This is a genomic window from Reichenbachiella ulvae (assembly GCF_025833875.1).
GTDB lineage: Bacteria > Bacteroidota > Bacteroidia > Cytophagales > Cyclobacteriaceae > Reichenbachiella > Reichenbachiella ulvae.
This window is the reverse complement of record NZ_JAOYOD010000001.1, coordinates 3,310,857-3,332,252: the sequence shown is the minus strand read 5'-3', so window position 1 is coordinate 3,332,252 and position 21,396 is coordinate 3,310,857. Positions and strand designations below refer to the sequence as shown.

Sequence of the window (21,396 nt, the reverse complement as noted above, 5' to 3'; positions counted from 1 at the left end):
CTATTTGCTGGCTGCAAATCAGGATACTTTAGAATATATTTACCTGACGAGCCAACTTGAATTTAGACTACAGGTAGTATGACAAACAGTTTTGAAAAATCGATAGCAGTACTGCCATTCGTAAATATGAGTGCGGATGGAGCCAATGAATTCTTTTGTGATGGCATCACGGAGGAAATTATTACGGCATTGGCGCAGATCGATCAATTGAAGGTGACCTCTCGTACCTCCAGTTTCTATTTCAAGGGGAAGCAGATTCCGATCAGTCAGATTGGGGAGCAGTTGCAGGTAGGGAATATACTAGAGGGGAGCGTACGAGTGGCTGGCGATCGATTGCGGATTACTGCTCAGTTGATTCATGTGGCAGATGATTCTCAGTTTTGGACCGAAAGCTGGGATCGAAAACTGGAGAATATTTTTGACATCCAGGATGAGATTAGTCTACTGATAGCGGATAAGCTGCGCGAGCACTTTGGGCATTTGGAGATAGAGGATCAATTGGCCGAACGACCTACGCAAAACCTCAATGCCTATGAACATTTGCTCAAAGGCAAGAAGCTTTTCAACAAATGGAATCCGGAAGATGTGAATTTGGCCATCGGGCACTTCGAGGAGGCACTGAGGTCTGATCCACAAATGATCGATGCGCATACGGGATTGGCAGATGCTTATAGTTTTTTGGCTGTCGCGGGTTTTGCTCCCAGGGAAGAAGCCTGGACCAAGTCTATATCTTCCATCCAGCAGGCTGAGTCCATAGATCCAGATAATGCGCCGCTCAATTATCTCCTGGCCAATCAGGCTTTTTTTACGGAGGCCAACTATGAGAAAGCCTTGCAATATGCTCAAAAGGCAATTGCCAGTAAGCCCAACTATTCTGAGGCACAGCAATTCATGTCTTTCTTGTATATGATGAGGAGTGACGGGAAAAAGGCGGAGGAACATTTGCTATATGCCAAGTCCATAGATCCGCTCAATGAGGAGACGAAATTTTTTGAGGCCTATTATTACTACCGGATGGAGGAGTACGAAAAATCCAATGCTCTCCTTAAGGAACTGTTAACTATCAACCCTCGGAATCTTCCAGCCTTGCTCGTGAAGGCTTATATATTGATCCTTCAGGATGAGTCTGAACAATTCGAGCAATTGCTGGATTCGGTACCTACGGAGATGATCATGCCTGATGAACGTTTGGGACTGAAATGTCTGAACCTGCTGAAGCATAGGACCAGAGAGGAGTTCACTACCACATTGGCAGAGCTTGAGAAACAGTCACAGTCGAATACCTCATTTCAGGCTCATGCTTATCTGTACATGGTCTATTCAACTCTGGAGAGGTACGAGGATGCTTTTGCAGTCTTAGAGAACCTGTTTGATAACCAATCGTCTATTTTACTTTTGGCCTTTGCTGATCCGTTGGCAGGGAGCATTCATGAGCACCCCAAATTCGAAGGCTACAAGGAAAGAATTTTCAAAATCCCTCAAACTCCCATCATCAACAAAAAGGCCAATAGCTCTGCTTTGGATGAAGCTACTTCTAAAGCTGTCATGCAGGTGTTGGAGGCATTTGTTTCCCAGGATTGCCCTTATCTCAATCCTTCATTGAGTTTGCGATCTCTGGCTGAGCAGATCGAGATTCATCCGAACCAATTGTCCTGGTTGCTCAATGAGAAGTTGAATAAGAATTTTAATGAATACATCAATGAGCGTAGGATTGAGCATTTCAAAAAGCTGGTGGTCGACCCTACCAATTCTCATATTTCCCTCATCGGTCTGGCTTACGAAAGTGGCTTTAGTTCAAAGACCGTTTTTAACACCGCATTCAAAAGATTCACTGGGATGACCCCCAAAGCCTATCAGAAAAGCCATCAGTCATAGACAAATAAGTACGGATTTATAATTCGGAACCTCTTCCTTTTATTCAGAACAAATGCCTGATGTAGTTGTTGTCTTTTTGCTATGAATCAAAAAATAAAAAGACATGCAAACGAATAAAATGAATGCGATAGTGGCCAATGGATACGGATCTCCAGAGGTGTTTCAGTATCAGGAAGTAGAAAGACCAGAACCTAAAGCTGATGAGGTATTGGTAAGGGTAGTAAGTACATCGGCGACCAGAGCGGATACCATGATGCGAACAGGAAAGCCTTATTTTGGACGCTTGTTTGTGGGATTGACTAAGCCCAAAAGTCCTATCCCAGGAACTGGATTTGCAGGCTATGTCGAGGAGGTAGGCTCAGCTGTCTCCAGATACAAGAAGGGAGACCGGGTATTCGGCGAGACCACTTTGGGATTTAGTGCCAATGCAGAATTTTTGGTCATCAAAGAGGAAGGCGTTATTCTCCCATTGCCAGAAAATCTTGATTTTGCTGAGGCAGCTGTCTTTTGCGATGGCCATTTGACTTCATTCAATTTCCTCTATCAGATTGCTCAAATCAAGAAAGGCCAACATTGGTTGATCAATGGGGCTTCTGGGAGTCTGGGGAGTTCGGCGGTGCAATTGGCTAAGTACTTTGGTGCAGACGTGACTGCCGTGACCAGCACCAAGAATGTGGGGTTGGTCAAGTCGCTGGGAGCCGATCATGTGATTGATTACAGCCAGGAGGATTTTCATCAGTCAGAGACAAAATTCGATTGCGTTTACGATAGTGTTGGCAAAAGTTCATTTGGTGCTTGTAAATCGATTTTGAAGGAGGAGGGAAGTTATTTGTCTCCGGTATTGAGCTTTTCCTTGCTGGGACAGATGCTTTGGACTCAACTATTCGGTAAAAAGAAAGCGAGGTTCGAAGCGACCGGATTGAAATCAGATGATCAATTGAGAGAGCTTTTAGAAAAAGTTGTCGAGGTGCAACAATCTGGCAAGTTGAAAACTATCATAGATAGACAATTTCCATTGGCCAAGTTGTCTGAGGCCCATCGATACATTGATACCGGGCACAAAAGAGGAAACGTGGTTTTACTGACCGCCTAATTCGTTACTTTTATTGAAGAAAGGCATTAGGTTTTATACATGCATAAATTCATAATAGATAGAAATGAAAGAGCAGAACTTTAATACCACTTATCTTTTCATAGGCGTAGTGTTGGGCGTTGTTATTGGTGTTCTTACTGATAATATTGGACTCTGGTTAAGTCTGGGTGTGGCCCTTGGTGCTGGACTAGCCTCTGTTATCAAAGACAAAAAAGACAAGGAAGAAAAATGAATAAGGTACTGAAGGTAAGTCTTATTCTACTAGGATCTTTCATCCTGGTATTGATCGGAGTGGCTTCAGGTGCCATTGTGTTGGATCAATTCGAAACTCGTTATTTGAAGCTTTCCAATATTGCCGATGCAGAAACAAATAGCTACTTAATCAAAAATGTTAATGTCATCGCTATGACGGCTGATACTGTCATGGCTCAGCAGATGGTGCTGATACAGGATGGCAGAATTACCGATGTGTCGCCAGAGATTTCTATAGATGAGGTAGAAGTGGTAGATGGGTTTACATTAGTGACTAATGTACTGGTCACTAATTTGTGTTTGGATAGCACAAAGTAAGAATCATTTTTGTGCAGTAGTTCAAAGAAAAGGTCAGTTGTTTTTCCTGTTGAAGGCTCGAAGTATGGAAGGACATGAAAGCTGCGTGTTTTTCCTTTGACTACTATTTCAAATGAAGAAATGGAGTTAGCAGTGTGAATTTTTATTCCATCTTCTGATTTTAGCCTAAGGTTGTTCAGTGCATAGTTGAAATTGATTTGCCCTTTTGTTTTGTTCCCATCAACATCATAAACAGCACCATCAAACCAATTGTCTTCCTGTATGATGTTGTTGGTTTGAGCGCTGATTGTCAGCGGTAAAAGGATTAATAGCGATGTGAAAAGTTGTTTCATATATGGTTAGTTAAAGGCTGTAAATTAACTTGCCTTCGACTTAATTGCAAAGCAGAACGTCAAGGAGGTTTTAACCCTCGTCGATGTTGATCAAATGACCATTCAAAAATGCCCCAATACACAGACCAACTCCAGCGTAGTATCGATATTCCTTCCACACCCCAGCGGATCATTAGCCTTGTGCCCTCATTGACCGAATTGCTATTTGATTTGGGCTTGGGTGATCGGGTGGTAGGGATTACCAAATTTTGCATTCATCCGGAGGAGTGGTTTCGTAGCAAGACTCGTGTGGGAGGTACCAAGCAGTTGAAGCATGAGGTGATTGCCCAATTGCAGCCTGACCTGATCATCGCCAACAAAGAAGAAAATACCCGTGCCGATGTGGAGGCGCTGATGCCTGACTACCCTGTCTGGGTCAGTGATGTGAATACACTGGAGGAAGCGCTGGATATGATGCAAAGGCTGGGTGAGATCACCGAGACGAGGGAAAAGGCGGGAGCTCTGGTGTCTGAGATCCAGGAGAGTTTTAAGCAGCTAGCGACTTTGGGATCTCAGCGTGTGCTTTATCTGATTTGGCAGAAGCCCTGGATGGCAGCTGGCAGGGACAACTTTGTACATGAGATGCTGGAGTGCTGCGGTTGGGAAAATGTGGTGCAGGATACCCGGTATCCTGAGCTAAGTGACCAGGAGATTCGAGAACTAGATCCAGAGATCGTGATGTTGTCTTCCGAGCCTTTTCCTTTCCAGGAAAAGCACATCGATTCCATGCAGACTCTGCTGCCCAATGCCAAGGTGATTCTGGTAGATGGAGAAATGTTTAGCTGGTACGGGAGTCGGTTGAGGTACAGCGCGGCGTATTTTCAGCAACTTTTGCACTCCACAAAGTAACTAGGCTCCCTGGACTTGTAGCTTTTGAGTCGATCTCCCCATCTCTTTCAGGTGACCGAAGTGTCCTGCTACCGCTGCGCGGAAGCTTGGGAAGCTGTGGTAGGGCAGTCCATACTCTTTACTCGTCTTCTGGACGATTGTCGCTAACTGAGGATAGTGAATGTGGCAGACATCTGGGAAGAGATGATGTTCGATTTGAAAGTTGAGCCCACCGACCAGCCAGGTCAGGATTGGGTTGTACATGCCAAAATTAGTTGTGGTGTAGAGCTGATGAGAAGCCCAGCAGCTTTCCATGTCTTCTTCTTCTTGCTTTACGAAATCCGTAAGCGGGACTACATGGGCGGGTTGGAATATCAATGCAAGCATGATTCCTGCTACAGCATTTGATCCTATTATCATTGCAATGCTTGCACCAATAGGAATATCTATCATCAAGATTGGAATGATTATAAAGACGATGTAGTAAAGAAGCTTGCGACCTATGATTTTGGTAAATTCTATTCTGAACTCTCTTCCTTTTTTGATGAAACCACGTTGCCTGTATTCTATGGCCTTGGCGAAATCTTTAGTTGTGAGCCATTCCAGCATGGGTACACAATAGAAGACGGGTGCATATATATGCTGAAAGCGGTGAAACCACTTTTTGGGCTGGTGCTCAGAGAATCTAAAAAAGAAGCGAGGTAGGATGTCTTCGTCCGTATCTTCTATATTAGTGTAGGTGTGATGGATCACGTTATGTTGTATTTTCCAGATCAGCTTGTCTACACCAATTAGAGTGGCTGACCAGGTGATCAACCAGTTGCGGTTTTTATTTTTGTAGTAGGCGCCATGGACCGAATCGTGCATGACGGCAGTGCCAATGAAAGCTTTGCCCAGTCCCATCACGACCCAAAGGGCCATTAGGATCCAGTAGTTGGTGATGCCTGCAAATATCAATAGGAAGTAAGGGGTGAGGTAGAGTGTGAAAAGAGCAATGGTTTTTCTTTCCATCAATGCATTGGCATCTTTGTCTAGTTCATTGTCTTTGAAATACTCATTGACTCTGGATCTGAGTGTATCCCAAAAGTCATCCTTTTCTTTCCTTTTAAATTTGTATTTAATCATAGTTTTTCCTGAACACGCTTTAATAACAGCAATAAGAATGGGTCAAGCTTGATCAAGGGAGATACGGTAGGCTTATGGTTTCTCCTGAAATGGTCGACCACAATCTTAATCATTCTAGCCGGGATTCTGGTGTGAATCGAAGTAAAATATTGGTTTTCAGTTGATCTTATTCAAAAGGTGAACTGAAATATTGGATGAATCCAAATTGGAGATATCAGATGATCATAAATACGGCTGCCACACAGGTCATGAGTATGATGAACCAACGGAAATAATTGTCTGAGATTTTCTTGATGATGTGAATGCCCAGATAGGCACCAATGGCGATGAAAGGGAGGAGTAATAAATCCAGAGCAAATGACTGCCAACTGATCGTGTCCCAGACCCAAATATGAAAAGGAACTTTGAAAACATTGACACATAAGAAGAACCACGCGGCTGTACCTATGAATTCATTTTTGGGCATGCGCATGGACAGGAGGTAGAGTGCCATGGCAGATCCTGCGAGGTTGCCTACCATGGTGGTAAATCCGGCGATGATCCCCATCAGCGCTGCAAACCAGAGGTAATCGGGTATGTTCTTTTTGTTGCTTTTCTCCATCCACACCATCACCACCAGGCTGACAAAAATGATCACACCCATGATCGTACGAAACATCTGATCGTCGATCATTTGTCCGAAATAAGTACCCGCCAAAATGCCGAGAATGGCCCAGGGAAACAACTTCCAGAGATAGCGCCACTCTGCATGACGATGGTAGTGCTTGACGCCAAAAAAATCAGCCATGATTAATACCGGCAACATCAATCCACTGGATGCTTTGCCACCAAAGATGACAGCCAACAGAGGTACTGCGAGCATGTTCGCGCTATGCACGCCCGTTTTGGACATACCAATAAGGATGCCTACAATCAGGAAAAAGGCAAAAGACTGGTAGGTGAGACTATAGCCGAAGAGTTCTATCATGGAAGGCAAATCTGCGTAATTATCCTAATTTCTTAAGGTACTATCTTCAAAAATGCTAATCAGCCAGGGGGAATTCCACTATGAAGGTACTGCCTTTGCCCACTTCGCTTTCGCACCAAACTTTCCCATTCATGGCAGTGACGTATTTTTTGACGATATAAAGTCCCAGGCCACTGCTTTCTTCGCCAGCAGTAGGTTTTGCGCTCAGGGGTTTGTAGTTGGCGAAGAGCTTTTTCATGTCCGATTGGCTGATGCCTGGGCCTTGATCAGTGACATGGATTTGTATTTTTTCGCTGATTTCGTGGGTGGTGATTTTAATCTGTGTGCCAGAATTCGAAAATTTGATGGCATTGGAAATAATGTTTTCGAAGATCTGGATGCAATAGTTCTTGTCCAGGTGTACCTGATACTGATTAGTGCTTTGTTCTAATAGGATTTCGATTTTTTTGGATTGCGAAATAGGTCGAAAATTGTAGGCGACTTCTTTCAGCAGTTCATTGATTTCGAAGTAGGATTTTTTAAGGTTGATCGTCCTGGCTTCTATGGCGTTTACATCCAGCGTTTTGGTGATCATACCACGCAAGCGATCGGTCGATTCATGGATCAATTGTATGCTTTCCTCTGTTTCCTCACTGAGGGAGTCTTCGGATATTTCGATCAGCGATACCAGTCCTTTGATGTTGTTGAGAGGAGTGCGGAGATCATGGGCGACCATGCCGATCAGGTCATTTTTTTCTTTGTTGAGCTGGCGGAGTTCCAGATTTTGACTGGCTAGCATTTCCTTTTGTTCGGCGATTTCTTTGGTTCTCTCCTTGATTGTGTTTTCTAGTGCTATGTTCTTCTTTTTGATGGCGTGAGTGCGATAGCTGTAACCTGACCAAAGCAGTCCGAAAATGGATAGGACGCAGAGCCCCATGAACCATTCTTTTTTCCACCAGGGCGTCAGTATCGTCAATCGAATCTGATCGGTCGTATAGTTTTCGAATTGTCCATTGAGTGTACTCCTGACTTTGAATGTGTAGTTGCCCGGGGGTAGATTGGTGTATTTGGCCGTTCGGTCGTTGGATGCTTCGACCCATTGCTTGTCAAAACCGATGAGTTTGTATTGGTATCGGCTGTTATTGGCATTGACATAGTTGAGTGCTACGAACCTAAACGAAAGGTAGTTTTGGTTGTGGTCCAGAGTGATCTGATGATCGAATTCGATCAAGCTATCCAGTACGCCGCCTTTGCCAGGTTCGACTTCCTTGTTGTACAACGAAAACTGGTTGATCATGACCCTGGGTAGGTCTTCGATAGATTCTAATTTGTCTGGGTTGATCATCAATAAACCCTCCATTCCACCAAAAAGCATTTCATTGTCATGGGCTTTGAAATAGGCAGAGGAGTTGAACTCATGGCCAAAGAGACCATCGTCTTTGCTGTAATTGGTAAATTTTTTGGTTTCCGGATCGAAAACGGATATGCCCAGGTTGTGACTCATCCAGAGATGTCCTTTCTCGTCCTCGAGTATTCCATAGAGCGCGGTATTGGCTAACCCTTCGTTGCGGGAGTAGTGCGTGAATTTTTCGGTCTCAGGATCAAAATAGTCTAGCCCACCTCCATAGATGGCTACCCAAATTCTGTTTTTGGAATCGACGAAAACTTCGGAGACACCATCGTTGGCCAGACTGCTGGGATCATTGACGTCCTTTTCAAAATGAGTGAAGGTGTGACTTTTAGGGTCGAATATGTCAAAGCCTGCTGCGTAGAGCCCAATGTAATATTTGCCATTCTGGTCTTCACGAATTGACCAGGTGGCATTGCTGTGGAGGCTAGACCTGTCATCTTCTTTTTCGTAGTGTGTGAATTTTTTCGTGTCAGGATCGAAATGAAAGAGCCCGTTGAAGGTGCAGAACCAAAGGTCATTTTTACTGTCTTCAAATATTTGATTGACAGAGATCTTTTGTCTTCCCATGATGGGATAAGGGATCATCTTTTGAGTTTGCTCATGATAGAGATAGAGGCCATTTTCTCTGGTTCCTGCCCAAATATTGCCCTGAGAATCCTGAAAGAGGCTTCTCATTTTGTCTCCTTGCAGCCCACTTCCAGATGATTTCGTGAACTTGAGGTTCAGTCTATTTTTTTCATCGATCAGAGTCAAGCCCTTTTCGAAGGAGCCGATCCAGTAGCGGTCATCAGTGTCCTTTAAGACTGTGAAAATACTGTTACTGGTGAGTAGGTTAGGATTGACTTCCGAATTTCTATAATGACTGAATTTTTGTTTTTGACGGTTGACTTTGTTGATGCCCCATCGGGTTCCGATCCATAGGGTCTTGCTTTGATCCTGATACAGTGTCCTCACATTGGGCGAGATGACTTGCAGATTTTGAAAACTGTTTTGCTCAGGATTGAAAAGATTGAGGTGGCCCCCGTGAGTTCCCACCCATAAATTGTGATTGTCATCTTCGAGTAGCGACATGATCTGATTGCTACTAAGGCTTTTGGGGTTGTCGGGCTGATGTAGGTAGCTGCTGGACTGCCCTGATTCACGATTGAACAAAATGAGACCCTTGCCGAATGATCCGATCCAGAGACGTTTCTTGTGGTCCTCTATGATGCCTCGAATGTAGGTCCCCGGTAGATAAGTGATAAAGTTGTCATTGCTCTCCTGGTACCGATTGAGACCCTGACTTGTTCCAATCCAGATGACGCCTTTTTGATCTTCGAATAGACAGTAAACCTCGTCACCCGCAAGGGAATTAGGATCGTCGCTATGCCTGTAGCGAGTGAAAGTCTTACTTGTCGGATTATACCTATTAAGTCCGCCTCCTCTGCTTCCGATCCAGATATTTCCTTTTCGGTCTACCAGCGTTGTTCTCAGTCGGTTGTTGCTGATGGAATTGGAGTTGCTCGGGTCATGTACGTAGTGTGAAAACTTTTCGGTGCGAATGTCAAAGAAGTTGAGTCCGCCCCCTCGAGTAGCGATCCAGAGATTGCCCCTTGCATCGGCATCTATACCCAGTACAAAATTGTCGCTAATGCTACTGCTATCAGCTTCATCATGTCTGAAAATTTCGAATTCATAGCCATTGTATCGGTTGAGGCCATCCTGAGTACCGAACCAAATGTAACCGAGTTTGTCCTGTATGATGCAATTGATGGTGTTTTGGGAGAGACCTTCATCATCGCCGAGATAGTCTAGTTTGAAGGTTCGGTCTTGGCTCCAGCTGTTCTGAGCGAAGAGCAGAGATAGTATAAACGAAAAAAGTATGGAGTTTAATTTGCCTGTTTGTATCGTATCGATTGTGCTCTTTCCCAATTGCCTCACCCTGCGTTGATTTGAATTCAAATCTGAATATAAAGGGTAAAACCTACACCTGCCAAAAGAAGGTCGGAAAGATTGTCTGTAAAAGTAAATAAAATAAAAAAGGCCGCATCAGCGGCCTTTTTCTATCATTATTTTTCTTCCATAAACGGATATCTGTAATCTGTCGGAGGGTTGAAGGTCTCCTTGATCGTACGAGGAGATACCCATCTCAACAAGTTGAGTACGGAACCTGCCTTATCGTTGGTACCAGAACCTCTGGCGCCTCCGAATGGTTGCTGACCTACAACAGCACCTGTAGGCTTGTCGTTGATGTAGAAGTTACCTGCGCAGTTGACTAGTTTCTTAGTCGCCAGCTCGATGGCATATCTGTCATCCGAGAAGATCGCACCAGTCAGTGCATAGTCAGAAGTTTTGTCCACTAGCTCTAGCGCTTCTTCGAAATGCTCAGGGTTGTAAATATAAATCGTGATCACTGGCCCAAAGATTTCTTCACACATCGTCAGGAACATCGGGTCCTGAGTCACCACTACTGTTGGTTCGATGAAGTAGCCTTTAGACTTGTCATATCCACCACCAGAGATGATTTCAGCCATGTTGCTTTCTTTCACCTTGTCGATGAATCCTGCGATTTTGTCAAAAGCACGTTCGTCGATCACAGCATTCACGAAATTGGTGAAATCTTCTGGTGATCCCATTTTGACTGACTTCAAGTCCTCAACGATGTAGCCTTTGGTCTCTTCCCAAATGTTGTTAGGAATGTAAGCTCTGGATGCGGCACTACATTTCTGTCCCTGAAATTCGAATGCACCTCTGACGATACCAGTAGCCAAAGCTTTTGGATTGGCAGATTTGTGCGCGATGATAAAGTCTTTACCGCCTGTTTCCCCTACGATTCTTGGGTAGGTTCTGTACATAGAGATGTTTTCTCCGATGGTTTTCCATAGATGTTGGAATACGGCCGTACTACCTGTGAAGTGAAGGCCAGCAAAATCTCTGTGTTTGAAGATTACCTCTCCAGCTACAGGCCCATCGGTATAAATCAAGTTGATCACACCGTCTGGCAGACCTGCTTCTCTCAGTACTTCCATGATGACTCTAGCAGAATACACTTGGGTATCTGCTGGTTTCCATACTACGGTGTTACCCATCATAGCCGGAGCACATGGTAGGTTCCCTGCGATGGCAGTAAAGTTGAATGGAGTGATAGCAAATACGAATCCTTCCAATGGTCTGTGCTCCAAACGGTTCCACATACCTGGCGCTGAGTTAGGCTGTTCGCTATAGATCTGCGTCATGTAGTGCGCGTTGAAACGCAAGAAGTCGATGAATTCACAAGCTGAATCAATCTCTGCCTGGAAAGCATTTTTAGACTGAGCGAGCATAGTTGCAGCATTGATTTTGGCTCTGTAAGGACCCGCTAACAAATCAGCTGCTTTCAAGAAAATACTTGCACGGTGCTCCCATGACAGGTTTTGCCAGGCTTCTTTAGCGCCAAGAGCCGCGTTTACCGCTTGCTCCACATGACCTTCGTCTCCACGGTTGAAATAACCCAGCGTATGTTTGTGATCATAAGGAGGGGCCATTCTCACTTTTTCGTCGGTAGTGACTTTTTCAGCTCCGATGTACATCGGTACATCTATTTCTTCGCTTCGCATCTGAGCTACTGCTGCTTTCAATGCGATTTTTTCCGGGCTACCGGCCTGGTATGACTTTACAGGTTCATTTATAGGTGTAGGCACCTGAAATATTCCTTTGGGCATATCTTTTTTGTTTAATGTTTGTTCCTTATTGGACTGCAAAGGTAAAAAAGTAAAACCTATCCCAAATTTCTATACCAGATATAATTAAGCTTGCATATCAAAGCGTCAAACTATTGTTAGCGAAAATCTAATAGCAATTGAATCTGAGAGAATTTTATAGCAAGTACAAAAAGTACTTTAGAAACGACCTGTTCCTTTATGTTTTTATGTTGGTCTTATTGCTCTTTTTGTTTTTGGTGATAGGAGTAGATTAGTGCACGTAGCTGCCGGCATTTACATCTATGGTGCTACCGGTAGCATGATCTGCCATCCCACTTGCCAAAAAGGTTACTAAAGGCGCAATGTCTTTTGGTTCGGTCATTCGCTCCAGTGCGATGTCCGAAGAGGCGTGCTCTGTTCCATATTTTTCCATGATCCCGATGGCCATATCTGTTTTGACAAACCCTGGTGCGATATTGAAAGCTTTGATGCCTTGTTTGCCATAAGCCCGCGCGATGGTGCGAGTGAGGGCTACCAGGCCAGCTTTGGATGCAGCATAGGCCATGTACTCTGCAGTATCTCCACGAAAAGCCGCTCTGGAGCTGATGTTGATGATTCTACCTGCCGAATTTCTTTTGAGGAAGTGCTCGATGATTTTTTTGCAAAGAATACCGCTGGAGGTCAAATTGACCTGGATATTGGTGTTCCAGCTATTGATCCAATCAGATTCTTTTGCATCTATGTCTGCGGGGATGGCGACACCTGCATTGTTGACCAATATTTCGATACTTCCCATCTCCAGAATCACCCGATCAAAAAGGTTAGCGGCATCATCGGGCTGGGATAGATCCGCCTGAAAAGCTCTGGATTCATTGCCGAGGACATGTGCGAGATTTTCAGCTTCGCGCATGTTTTTGTTGTAATGAACAGCAATGGTAGCTCCAGCCTCTGCCAGTTTAGAGGCGATGGCTTTGCCGATTCCTCGACTGGCACCTGTCACGAGTACGTTGAGTCCGGAAAGATTGATGTACATAAGCTTGAACGATTCAGAGTGTTAAATTAATCGCTTGGGAGCGAAAAATACGACCGATTGATGGATTTTCGGATTTTCATTCGAACTTTATCAATAGAAATGCAGTTGCAACGTTATTCACCCAATAAAATAAGAAACATGAAAAAAGTATTAATGAGCCTTACTCTACTGTTAGGGTTGACATGGGCTACTCAGGCTCAGGAGATGAACTGGTACACGCTGGAGGAGGCGCAAAAATTGAATACCTCAGATAGTCGCCCGATTTTTATCGACTTCACTGCTGAGTGGTGCGGATGGTGCAAAAAGATGGACAGAACCACCTTTTCGGATAAGGAAGTGGCTGAGCGAATGAACAAGGAGTTTTATGCTGTGAAGTTGGATTTTGATAGCCCGCAACGTTTTGTTTTCGGAGACAAGGCTATCACAGCAAAGGAACTGGCTCAACAAGTGGCCATAGAAGGACTTCCAACCATGGTTGTATTTAGTTCAGATCTTCAGTCCCATCAAAAGATCGTAGGCTATCTGAAAAGCAATGATTTTATGAATTCTTTGGATGAACTGAATTGATCCAAATTTAGATCGCATAAACATCATATAGTCCTGCCAGCACGCAAGCAATACTCAACATGAATTGTTTGGTTTTGAACATCCAGTGACTGGGTTGGTTCTCCAAATTAAGTTTTTGATAGTTCATGGCTAATATGGAGTCGTTGAGTATGACCACACCTAGCGCGATGACCAATATGTCGCATAAGTTGGCCATCAGGTCTTGTTGGGTTAGGGCAAGTCCTGAAATTTGATAAGCCATGATGTCTGCTAAAAAATGGTAGAGTCCAATGGCACAAAAGCAAACACTGATGATGCCCTGACAAAGAAGTAAAATGTTGTTTTGAATAGAAGGAAAGAGTCTTTTGGCAAGTAAAACGAGAATCGTCAAAGTTCCCAATACGATAGAAATGGTGCTTTCGGTCATGTCAATAAATGAAAGAGGGCCTGACCCCAGAGGATCAGGCCATATTTGTTGGAAATTATTTCAATTGCTCGTTTAGCTCATCCAGGGTCTTAGCCATGGCTACACCTGGGAGTTTGATAGGAGCGGCTACTTCTGCAAGGAATGTTCCGTTTACTTCACCTCGTTTGTAAGTGGTGAATCCAACTCTGTACAGACCAACAGTCAGCGCTTTTGCCGGATTGCTGGCTTCACTTTTATATCTCAAAAGAGAATTATAGCTGCTTCCGCTTGGCTGCTTTGGCATTTCGCTACTGTCATCGTTTCTTTCCAAAACAACCCAGTTTGCATTGTCTACTGCATTTTGATTGATATTGTCTTTTGACACGATATCAGATCTCTCCAATGTGATGTATGTATCAAAGTAATCCTTGCTGCCCTTTTGGTCTTGAAAGTCTGCAGACTCAAGTGCATTTTTGATTTTTGTATTTCCAACTGGAGACATCATTCTGACTCCTAATTCTGGTGCCACAGCCGGAACCCAGATGTAGATGTAATAGAATTTTTTGTCGTCTACTACTGCGTCTTCGTTGCCCGGAGCTGCGTATCCCAGATATGAGATCACATCTGTATAAGGTACTCTGATGGTTTTGGGACCTACTGATTTTTCAGTAGAGCTACCGAATTTGTCTAATTTCTGTGCCTTTGATTCTGACAATAGTGCTAATGTCAAAACCACAATCGTTAAGCTGATTTTAGTAATTTGTTTGATCATTGTTTTGTTTGTTAAATAATACAATGCAAGGTTAGCGGCCAGCCCCATCTTATGCATCGCCACAAAATGGTAAATGAAAGATTCACCATTTTTAGTGATGTCAATGAGCGTGCTTCATGAACTTGGGGCTGTTATATTTGCTGCCAGCAATGAAGAGAGAGTTAATCAGCAAGTGGGCAATTGGTTTGGTAGTTGTGTTAATCAGTATGGTGAGCCGTGTGGAGGCTTTGCCGTACGACTTGCCTCGAATGGTCGAATCCCTGGTAGATTCCTTCATTGAATCATCAAAGCAAGAAGGGGTCCATTCGGATTCTTCTCTTCTTTTATTGGATTCAGCTTTTCGACTGAGTCAAAAGGTTAGCTACAAAGCAGGAATGGCTAAAACTGCCTTTCAAAAAGGGGAGGTGTACCTGACAACTGGACAAGGGCAAAAGGCAGTGAAGGCCTTTGTTCTATCCAAAGAGGTATATGAGCTTTTGGGCAACCCACATGGATTGATGATGAGCTACAAACAGCTCGGCTCAACGTTTAGATTCCTTGGAGATTTGGTGGCTAGTCTAGATAATTATTCCAAAGGACTGGAAATTGCGGAATTGGAGGGTTTCGTGGAGCAAGAAATAAGGATTAGCAATAACATTGGTACCATACATTTCGAGCAGGATCATTACGAAATGGCACGAGATTATTACTTCAAATGCCTGAAACTGGAACCCTCAGATTTTATCAAAGCCGTGGTTTTGGGCAACCTTGGGATGCTAGAATCCAAACGAGAGGCCTATGACAAATCCCTGGGTTATTTCAAACAAAGCCTCGAGCTACAAAGGAAAAATGAAGATTGGGACGGGTTTACTTATACCATGGGAATGATCGCCTCTCTATATCTGAATATGGGGAAACTTGACAAGGCTTTGGAATATGAAAAGGAAGCCTTGAGGTCATTACAGAAAAAGGAAGCCTGGCCATTGTTGCTGGTGTCTTACAACAAACTTGGCTTGATTTATTTCGAAATGGGGCAATATGATTCTGCACGAGTCAATCACAAGAAGAGTCGTGCCATTGCCGAGCAAATCAATTCTGACGACCTCTTGTTTATCATCGCCAATCTGGCCTTTAATGAAGCCGGAGCGGGTCGGTATCAGCAAGCCTATGACTATCTTTTTCAGCATTTGCAGATGAAGGACAGCCTTTTTACGCTGGAGAAGAATTATCAGATAGAAGAACTGCTGGCTAAATATGAGGCAGAAAAGAAGGAAAAGGAAATATCTATGCTGCAATCCGAGCAAGCCTTGAATGACGCTGTAATTGAGAAGGAGAAATTGATTCGAAATGTAGCGGTTTTTGGTAGTGCTCTGCTTTTGATATTGGTAGTGGTAGTGATTCAGAATTATTCTCAAAAGTTGAAGAATAAGGAGATTCTGACTCAGAAGAATGAAGAGATCAATCAGAGAACTATCCAGGAAATTCTGAAAGAGGGAGAGATACAAAACATAAGGTCGAGCCTGGAGGGCCAGGAAAATGAGCGTAAGAGAATAGCCCGAGAGCTGCATGATGGCGTGGCGGGAACACTGGCCGGAATCAAATTGCAATTGAATCAGCTAAAGGGTCAACAAACAGGCATAGAGGAATTGATTCAAGAAGTAGATTCGACCTACAATGAAGTGAGAACCCTGTCACATGACCTGAGCACTACCAAAGTACTGAATGCACCATTTGTTTATTTACTAAGGGATTTTGTCGAGAGTAGATCTAGTGCGTTAGAAGGTCTGGAGATTAAGTTTATTGCTTCGAGGGATTTGTCACTCAACTATCTGCCTGACCAATACAAAATAGACATGTATCGCGTGTTGCAAGAATTGGTATCCAATGTGATGAAGCACTCCAGAGCCAGCTATGCAGAAGTAGCTCTGACGCAAAATGAGGAGGAGATCAATATGATGGTTGAGGATAATGGAAGAGGTTTTGATAGGTCCAGGCGCTTGAACGGCATTGGATTGGACAATATCAAACAACGGGTGAAAGTGCTGAATGGACGGTTGCACATCGACTCACAGATAGGAAGAGGAACCATCGTGAGCGTAGACTGGCCATTGCCACAACCTCTGAATACAAAGGAACCAAACGCTATGATGACATGAAGGAAGGAATTAGGATACTGATAGTAGATGATCACAAAATGTTTTTGCAAGGGCTTCATTCCATTTTGAAAGATCAGGAGGAAATAGAGGTGGTTGATACCGTTAGTTCAGGAGAAGAGGCCATTCAATTGTTAGAAGGACAACCCATCGATGTGGTCTTAACGGATGTCAGTATGCCGGGAGTGGATGGGATCCAACTCAGTCAGTACATCAAAAAAGAATTGCCCAACACGAAGGTACTAGTACTTAGCACCCATAGCGATCCGGCTACTATTCATCAATTGATTTCTGCACAGGTGGAGGGATATGTATTGAAAAATGCTGAAAAAGAGGAGTTGGTTCATGGGATAAAAAAAGTGTTTCAGGGGGAGAAATATTTTTCTGAGGAGGTTCAGGAAAAATATACCAGGAGTTTGTTTGCAGTGGTTCCGGATGAGAAGCCAAAAGTAGAATTGAGCAAAAGGGAAAGGGAGATACTAGCACTGATAGTGGAGGAGTACACAGCTCAACAGATTGCGGAGGAACTATTTATCTCTCAGCATACGGTCAATACGCATCGAAAAAATTTGCTATCAAAACTGCGAGTAAAGAATACAGCCGGGTTGGTGAAGCAGACCCTGATGCAAGGATTGTTACAATAAAAAAAGCCACTCCTTCGAGTGGCCTTTCTGAATTTGAAGTTATGTGTTTTTATTTCAACCACGCTTTGTACATCCAAAGCGTTTTTTCTTGCTCTTCTATAAATGCGGACATTTGATCTTCTGTACCACTATCATCTACTGATCCAGCCAGCTCCTTGATGTCTCTTTCTTTTTCGATGATTTTTTCAAGGTTTGAAATTATGGTTTTGACAGCCGTCTCATCATCGTGGACATTTTTTACTGGCACGATCTCGGCAGTGTCCAGATAATCCTGAAACCCATGCATGGGGGTGCCAGAGATGGTGAGGATACGCTCTGCGATTTCGTCTACTTTAGCTGCTGCATCTACATACAATTCTTCGAATTTGGCATGTAGTTCAAAGAAGTTTTTACCCTGAATATTCCAGTGAAAGCCTCTTAGGTTTTGGTAAAAGATCTGAAAGTCTGCTAGTAATTCGTTTAGTTGTCCTATTATTTCTGTGTTCTTTTTCATGTTCTGTATCGATTAAATTCTCTACTTCAATGAACGCAAATGGCATGCCGAAGGGTGATTCAATCTTATCTATTTGTACAATGAACTGATAAGGATCATCTATGGGGGATACTGGTCTTCTGGTGTTCTGGTCTTCTGGTGTTCTGGTCCTCTGGTGTTCTGGTCTTCTGGTCTATTGGTCCGCTCGTTTTCTGGTCTCTTGTCAGAGGGATGTTAGATAACTGATGCTTATCTAATGTACTTGCGAAAGAGGCTCTTGATTTTCATTTGGATCACGCCGAAGACGGCTTCTTTGAAGATGCCTCTGCTCATTTTGGAAGTGCCTTTCGTACGATCTGTGAAGATGATAGGCACTTCTTTAATCTTGAAGTCATATTTCCAGGTGAGGAATTTCATTTCGATCTGGAAGGCATAACCCACGAAATGGATGTTGTCCAGGCCGATGGTTTCCAAAACCTCTCTTCTGTAGCATTTGAATCCGGCCGTGGTGTCTTTGATAGGGATGCCTGTGATGAATTGTACATAGATACTGGCAAAGTAAGACATGAGTACACGGTCCATGGGCCAGTTGACCACATTGACGCCAGATATGTACCGCGATCCGACTGCCAGGTGATAGCCTTCCTCTTTACAGGCTTTGCGCAAAAGAAGAAGATCAGCTGGATTGTGAGAGAAGTCCGCATCCATTTCGAATACATAGTCATAGCCATGTTCGATGGCATAGGCGAATCCACGGATGTAGGCGGTGCCTAGGCCAAGTTTTCCCTCACGTTCGATCAAACGAATTTCAGGATGGGCCTCCATCATCGATTGTACAATGGCCGCAGTCCCATCCGGGGAGCCATCATCCACGATCAAAATATCAAAGCCACTATTCAGCTCTAAAACTGCTTTCAATATGGCTTCAATGTTTTCCTTTTCATTGAAGGTAGGTATGATGACTAGACTATCGTTCAAAGTATGCAGACAATTAGGATAATGAATGAAGCGCTAAAATAAGTAGGCTTTCCATTTTTCAAAGCTTTAGTAGCCTAGTATATTCAGCATTTGTTCGCTGGTTTGTTCTTCTGCAAACAACCTGCTTTTCATTTCACCATTTTCGTCTTTTTCGATGATCACATGTTGGGGTGCTGGGATCAGGCAATGTTGGATCCCTCCAAAACCGCCTAATGATTCCTGATAGGCTCCCGTATTGAAAAAGCCAAAATATAGCGTTTGATCTTTCTTGACCTTAGGAAGGAAGACCTCTCCAATGTGTGCTTCAGAATCGTAGTAGTCCATGCTGTCGCATGTCAGACCTCCGACATTCACGCGGTGGTAGTCGTTGTTCCACAGGTTGACAGGCAGCATGATGAATTTCGTGTTTAGTCCCCATACGTCTGGCATATGCGTGATGAACGATCCATCCATCATGTACCAAAGCTCTTTGTCGTTTTGCAATTTCGCATCCAACACGGAATAGATATTAGCGCCACTTTCTCCCACTGTATAGCTACCGAACTCAGTGAAAATATTTGGAACGGGCACGTCATGTTCTGCACAGATCAATTGGATCTGCTCTACGATGGCCTCTACCATGTATTCAAAATCATACTCGAAGTGCAGAGAGTTTTTGATAGGAAAACCGCCTCCGATATCGATCGCTTCGATCTCTGGACAAACCTTTTTGAGTTCGCAGTATTTGTTGATGAAGCGGCTCAACTCGTTCCAATAGTAGGCAGTATCTTTGATGCCGGTATTAATGAAATAGTGGAGCATTTTGAGCTCACCTTTTGTTTTGCCCTTGATTCGGTTTTCGTGGAAATCCACAATTTCGCTGTAGCGAATCCCCAAACGTGAGGTGTAAAAGCTAAAGTTCGGCTCCTCATCAGAAGCCACTCTTAGGCCCATTTGATACTTCTCCTTGACATTGGCTTCATAGTATTCCAGCTCCTGCATGTTGTCCAGAATTGGCATACAGTTTTTGAATCCAGAGTTCAAAAGCGAAGTGATTTCCTCTACATAAAGTGGGCGTTTGAAGCCATTGCAGATGATATAAGTGTCTTTACTGATGAGTTTTTGCTCTGCCAGTCTTTTGATGATGGCTATATCATATGCCGAAGAAGTTTCCAGATGGATGTCATTCTTAAGTGCCTCTTCTACCACAAACTGAAAGTGATTCGATTTAGTACAGTAGCAGTAGGTATAGGTTCCCTGATAATTTTTTTTCTTCAGTGCTTCGCTGAACCATTTCTTGGCTTGCTGAATCTTTTCAGAGATTTTAGGTAGGTAGGTGATTTTGAGAGGCGTGCCATATTCATCTATGATGGCTTGAAGGTCCACACCATGAAAGTGTAGTTTTTCGTCTTTTACCTCAAAGTCTTCAGTTGGGAAATAAAAAGTTTGGTCTATCAGATCTATGTACCTGTTCATCTCATTTTCAAGTCAAATGGTTCGGAAAAATCGCGCAAATATCACAAAGATTAAAAAATATCAAAGACTTATTTATGTTTTCGAGCATTGAATTGATTTGGTTAAAATCCGATTAAATTTGCTGACCCAAAAAACAACGACCCAAAATTAATTGATAACCAATGATAGAATTGATGATCAGGGATGAGACGGCAAAGCTCGAAGCGGTAGTCCTGGGGACTGCCAAAAGTCTGGGAGGAACCCCAGATTTGGAGCATGTCTATGATCCTAAGTCTCGAGAACATATTCTCGATGGTACTTTTCCTAAGGAAGAGGATTTAATTGTAGAAAATGAAGGCTTTCGTGCCGCTTTGGAAAAGCATGGAGTTAAAGTCTATCGACCAGAAGTGCTAGAAGATACCAACCAGGTTTATGCACGTGATATCGGTTTCGTGATATATGATAAATTCGTGATGCCTAACATTATCGAAGATCGTGAGCATGAAAAGGATGGGATTACTTTTCTGGTCAATCAAATTGAAAAGGAAAATATTTTGATCATGCCTCGTGAGGCGCATGCAGAAGGAGGGGATGTGATGCCCTGGAAAGGAAAACTGTATGTCGGTTATTCTGAGGAGGAGGATTACAATACCTATAAAGTCAGCCGTACCAATCGAGCTGGAGTAGAGTTTTTGCAAAAGAGCTTTCCGAATTATGAAGTGAAGGCTTTTGAATTGAAGAAATCGGATACAGATCCAAGAGAGAATGCCTTGCACTTGGACTGCTGTTTTCAACCTATCGGTTCTAATCAGTGCATCATATACAAAGGAGGGTTTAAAAATCCTGCTGATTACGACTATATGGTGGAGGAGTTTGGAGCAGAAAACTGTATAGAAATCACCAAAGAAGAAATGTACGAGATGAACTCGAATGTTTTTTCTATTTCACCAGAGGTGGTAGTAAGCGAGGCGGGGTTTACTCGTCTCAATGCTGAATTGGAGAAGCGAGGATTTACTGTGGAGCGCGTGAAATATTCTGAAATAGCCAAGATGGAAGGGCTGTTTCGTTGTTCAACTTTACCCCTAAAAAGAACCTATTAGT

General features: G+C 43.4%; 19 protein-coding genes. 9 read left to right on the top strand and 10 right to left on the bottom strand.

Annotation, left to right across the window (positions count from 1 at the left end):
* Positions 1 to 78 precede the first annotated feature (78 nt).
* The 5 genes from N7U62_RS13220 to N7U62_RS13200 all read left to right on the top strand — a co-directional run bounded on the left by N7U62_RS13220 (position 79) and on the right by N7U62_RS13200 (position 4,758).
* A complete protein-coding gene (locus N7U62_RS13220) occupies positions 79 to 1,875 on the top strand; it encodes a helix-turn-helix domain-containing protein (RefSeq protein WP_264138456.1) in 1,797 nt (598 codons plus the stop codon).
* Between the two features lie 103 nt (positions 1,876 to 1,978).
* Positions 1,979 to 2,968, top strand: coding sequence for an NAD(P)-dependent alcohol dehydrogenase (locus N7U62_RS13215; RefSeq protein ID WP_264138455.1), 990 nt, complete (start codon positions 1,979 to 1,981; stop codon positions 2,966 to 2,968).
* A gap of 64 nt (positions 2,969 to 3,032) precedes the next feature.
* Positions 3,033 to 3,200 carry a glycine zipper domain-containing protein gene (locus N7U62_RS13210; RefSeq protein ID WP_264138454.1) on the top strand — a complete coding sequence of 56 codons (168 nt, stop codon included), beginning with the start codon at positions 3,033 to 3,035 and terminating at the stop codon, positions 3,198 to 3,200.
* Complete coding sequence (locus tag N7U62_RS13205) at positions 3,197 to 3,538, top strand: hypothetical protein (protein ID WP_264138453.1); 342 nt, start codon at positions 3,197 to 3,199, stop codon at positions 3,536 to 3,538. The genes N7U62_RS13210 and N7U62_RS13205 overlap by 4 nt, the downstream gene beginning before the upstream one ends.
* Positions 3,539 to 3,978: 440 nt before the next feature.
* Positions 3,979 to 4,758: an ABC transporter substrate-binding protein gene (locus N7U62_RS13200; protein ID WP_264138452.1), complete on the top strand. Its 780-nt coding sequence runs from the start codon at positions 3,979 to 3,981 to the stop codon at positions 4,756 to 4,758.
* Here N7U62_RS13200 and N7U62_RS13195 read toward each other — a convergent pair whose 3' ends face one another.
* From N7U62_RS13195 to N7U62_RS13175, 5 genes are all read right to left on the bottom strand, one after another.
* Positions 4,759 to 5,862: a fatty acid desaturase family protein gene (locus N7U62_RS13195; RefSeq protein ID WP_264138451.1), complete on the bottom strand. Its 1,104-nt coding sequence runs from the start codon at positions 5,860 to 5,862 to the stop codon at positions 4,759 to 4,761. It abuts the gene before it with no gap.
* A 214-nt stretch (positions 5,863 to 6,076) separates the two neighbouring features.
* Complete coding sequence (locus tag N7U62_RS13190) at positions 6,077 to 6,829, bottom strand: sulfite exporter TauE/SafE family protein (RefSeq protein WP_264138450.1); 753 nt, start codon at positions 6,827 to 6,829, stop codon at positions 6,077 to 6,079.
* Positions 6,830 to 6,884: 55 nt separating this feature from the next.
* Complete coding sequence (locus N7U62_RS13185) at positions 6,885 to 10,130, bottom strand: ligand-binding sensor domain-containing protein (RefSeq protein ID WP_264138449.1); 3,246 nt, start codon at positions 10,128 to 10,130, stop codon at positions 6,885 to 6,887.
* Positions 10,131 to 10,267: 137 nt separating this feature from the next.
* Positions 10,268 to 11,899, bottom strand: a complete 1,632-nt coding sequence (gene pruA / locus N7U62_RS13180; protein ID WP_264138448.1) for an L-glutamate gamma-semialdehyde dehydrogenase — start codon at positions 11,897 to 11,899, stop codon at positions 10,268 to 10,270.
* 250 nt (positions 11,900 to 12,149) lie between these two features.
* Positions 12,150 to 12,911 carry an SDR family NAD(P)-dependent oxidoreductase gene (locus N7U62_RS13175; RefSeq protein ID WP_264138447.1) on the bottom strand — a complete coding sequence of 254 codons (762 nt, stop codon included), beginning with the start codon at positions 12,909 to 12,911 and terminating at the stop codon, positions 12,150 to 12,152.
* Positions 12,912 to 13,049: 138 nt separating this feature from the next.
* On the opposite strand from N7U62_RS13175, the gene N7U62_RS13170 reads away from it, so the two are divergent.
* Positions 13,050 to 13,478: a thioredoxin family protein gene (locus N7U62_RS13170; protein ID WP_264138446.1), complete on the top strand. Its 429-nt coding sequence runs from the start codon at positions 13,050 to 13,052 to the stop codon at positions 13,476 to 13,478.
* A gap of 7 nt (positions 13,479 to 13,485) precedes the next feature.
* On the opposite strand, the gene N7U62_RS13165 is transcribed toward N7U62_RS13170, so the two are convergent.
* Together N7U62_RS13165 and N7U62_RS13160 are read right to left on the bottom strand one after the other, a co-directional pair.
* Entirely contained in the window at positions 13,486 to 13,884 is a 399-nt protein-coding gene (locus N7U62_RS13165; RefSeq protein WP_264138445.1) for a hypothetical protein, read from the bottom strand.
* 55 nt (positions 13,885 to 13,939) lie between these two features.
* Positions 13,940 to 14,635 (bottom strand): Lipl32 family lipoprotein, encoded by a 696-nt coding sequence (locus N7U62_RS13160; RefSeq protein WP_264138444.1) that lies wholly within the window; start codon positions 14,633 to 14,635, stop codon positions 13,940 to 13,942.
* A gap of 149 nt (positions 14,636 to 14,784) precedes the next feature.
* Between N7U62_RS13160 and N7U62_RS13155 the strand changes: the two genes are divergently transcribed.
* Together N7U62_RS13155 and N7U62_RS13150 are read left to right on the top strand one after the other, a co-directional pair.
* Entirely contained in the window at positions 14,785 to 16,770 is a 1,986-nt protein-coding gene (locus N7U62_RS13155; protein WP_264138443.1) for a tetratricopeptide repeat-containing sensor histidine kinase, read from the top strand.
* Positions 16,767 to 17,411: a response regulator transcription factor gene (locus N7U62_RS13150; protein WP_264138442.1), complete on the top strand. Its 645-nt coding sequence runs from the start codon at positions 16,767 to 16,769 to the stop codon at positions 17,409 to 17,411. The genes N7U62_RS13155 and N7U62_RS13150 overlap by 4 nt, the downstream gene beginning before the upstream one ends.
* A gap of 49 nt (positions 17,412 to 17,460) precedes the next feature.
* On the opposite strand, the gene N7U62_RS13145 is transcribed toward N7U62_RS13150, so the two are convergent.
* The 3 genes from N7U62_RS13145 to N7U62_RS13135 all read right to left on the bottom strand — a co-directional run bounded on the left by N7U62_RS13145 (position 17,461) and on the right by N7U62_RS13135 (position 20,316).
* Positions 17,461 to 17,904, bottom strand: a complete 444-nt coding sequence (locus N7U62_RS13145) for a Dps family protein (protein WP_264138441.1) — start codon at positions 17,902 to 17,904, stop codon at positions 17,461 to 17,463.
* Positions 17,905 to 18,132: 228 nt separating this feature from the next.
* Complete coding sequence (locus N7U62_RS13140) at positions 18,133 to 18,861, bottom strand: polyprenol monophosphomannose synthase (RefSeq protein ID WP_264138440.1); 729 nt, start codon at positions 18,859 to 18,861, stop codon at positions 18,133 to 18,135.
* Positions 18,862 to 18,927: 66 nt separating this feature from the next.
* Positions 18,928 to 20,316 carry a type III PLP-dependent enzyme domain-containing protein gene (locus N7U62_RS13135; protein ID WP_264138439.1) on the bottom strand — a complete coding sequence of 463 codons (1,389 nt, stop codon included), beginning with the start codon at positions 20,314 to 20,316 and terminating at the stop codon, positions 18,928 to 18,930.
* A 161-nt stretch (positions 20,317 to 20,477) separates the two neighbouring features.
* Between N7U62_RS13135 and N7U62_RS13130 the strand changes: the two genes are divergently transcribed.
* Positions 20,478 to 21,395, top strand: a complete 918-nt coding sequence (locus N7U62_RS13130) for a dimethylarginine dimethylaminohydrolase family protein (protein ID WP_264138438.1) — start codon at positions 20,478 to 20,480, stop codon at positions 21,393 to 21,395.
* The last annotated feature ends 1 nt before the right edge of the window (position 21,396 follow it).

Bases quoted from the DNA above. Each gene is read 5' to 3' on its own strand.
- N7U62_RS13155 (WP_264138443.1), top strand. From the start codon at position 14,785: ATGAAGAGAGAGTTAATCAGCAAGTGGGCAATTGGTTTGGTAGTTGTG.
- N7U62_RS13200 (WP_264138452.1), top strand. From the start codon at position 3,979: ATGCCCCAATACACAGACCAACTCCAGCGTAGTATCGATATTCCTTCC.
- N7U62_RS13165 (WP_264138445.1), bottom strand. From the start codon at position 13,884: ATGACCGAAAGCACCATTTCTATCGTATTGGGAACTTTGACGATTCTC.
- N7U62_RS13160 (WP_264138444.1), bottom strand. From the start codon at position 14,635: ATGATCAAACAAATTACTAAAATCAGCTTAACGATTGTGGTTTTGACA.
- N7U62_RS13170 (WP_264138446.1), top strand. From the start codon at position 13,050: ATGAAAAAAGTATTAATGAGCCTTACTCTACTGTTAGGGTTGACATGG.
- N7U62_RS13190 (WP_264138450.1), bottom strand. From the start codon at position 6,829: ATGATAGAACTCTTCGGCTATAGTCTCACCTACCAGTCTTTTGCCTTT.
- N7U62_RS13135 (WP_264138439.1), bottom strand. From the start codon at position 20,316: ATGAACAGGTACATAGATCTGATAGACCAAACTTTTTATTTCCCAACT.
- pruA (WP_264138448.1), bottom strand. From the start codon at position 11,899: ATGCCCAAAGGAATATTTCAGGTGCCTACACCTATAAATGAACCTGTA.
- N7U62_RS13195 (WP_264138451.1), bottom strand. From the start codon at position 5,862: ATGATTAAATACAAATTTAAAAGGAAAGAAAAGGATGACTTTTGGGAT.
- N7U62_RS13130 (WP_264138438.1), top strand. From the start codon at position 20,478: ATGATAGAATTGATGATCAGGGATGAGACGGCAAAGCTCGAAGCGGTA.
- N7U62_RS13215 (WP_264138455.1), top strand. From the start codon at position 1,979: ATGCAAACGAATAAAATGAATGCGATAGTGGCCAATGGATACGGATCT.
- N7U62_RS13205 (WP_264138453.1), top strand. From the start codon at position 3,197: ATGAATAAGGTACTGAAGGTAAGTCTTATTCTACTAGGATCTTTCATC.
- N7U62_RS13150 (WP_264138442.1), top strand. From the start codon at position 16,767: ATGAAGGAAGGAATTAGGATACTGATAGTAGATGATCACAAAATGTTT.
- N7U62_RS13175 (WP_264138447.1), bottom strand. From the start codon at position 12,911: ATGTACATCAATCTTTCCGGACTCAACGTACTCGTGACAGGTGCCAGT.
- N7U62_RS13220 (WP_264138456.1), top strand. From the start codon at position 79: ATGACAAACAGTTTTGAAAAATCGATAGCAGTACTGCCATTCGTAAAT.
- N7U62_RS13210 (WP_264138454.1), top strand. From the start codon at position 3,033: ATGAAAGAGCAGAACTTTAATACCACTTATCTTTTCATAGGCGTAGTG.
- N7U62_RS13145 (WP_264138441.1), bottom strand. From the start codon at position 17,904: ATGAAAAAGAACACAGAAATAATAGGACAACTAAACGAATTACTAGCA.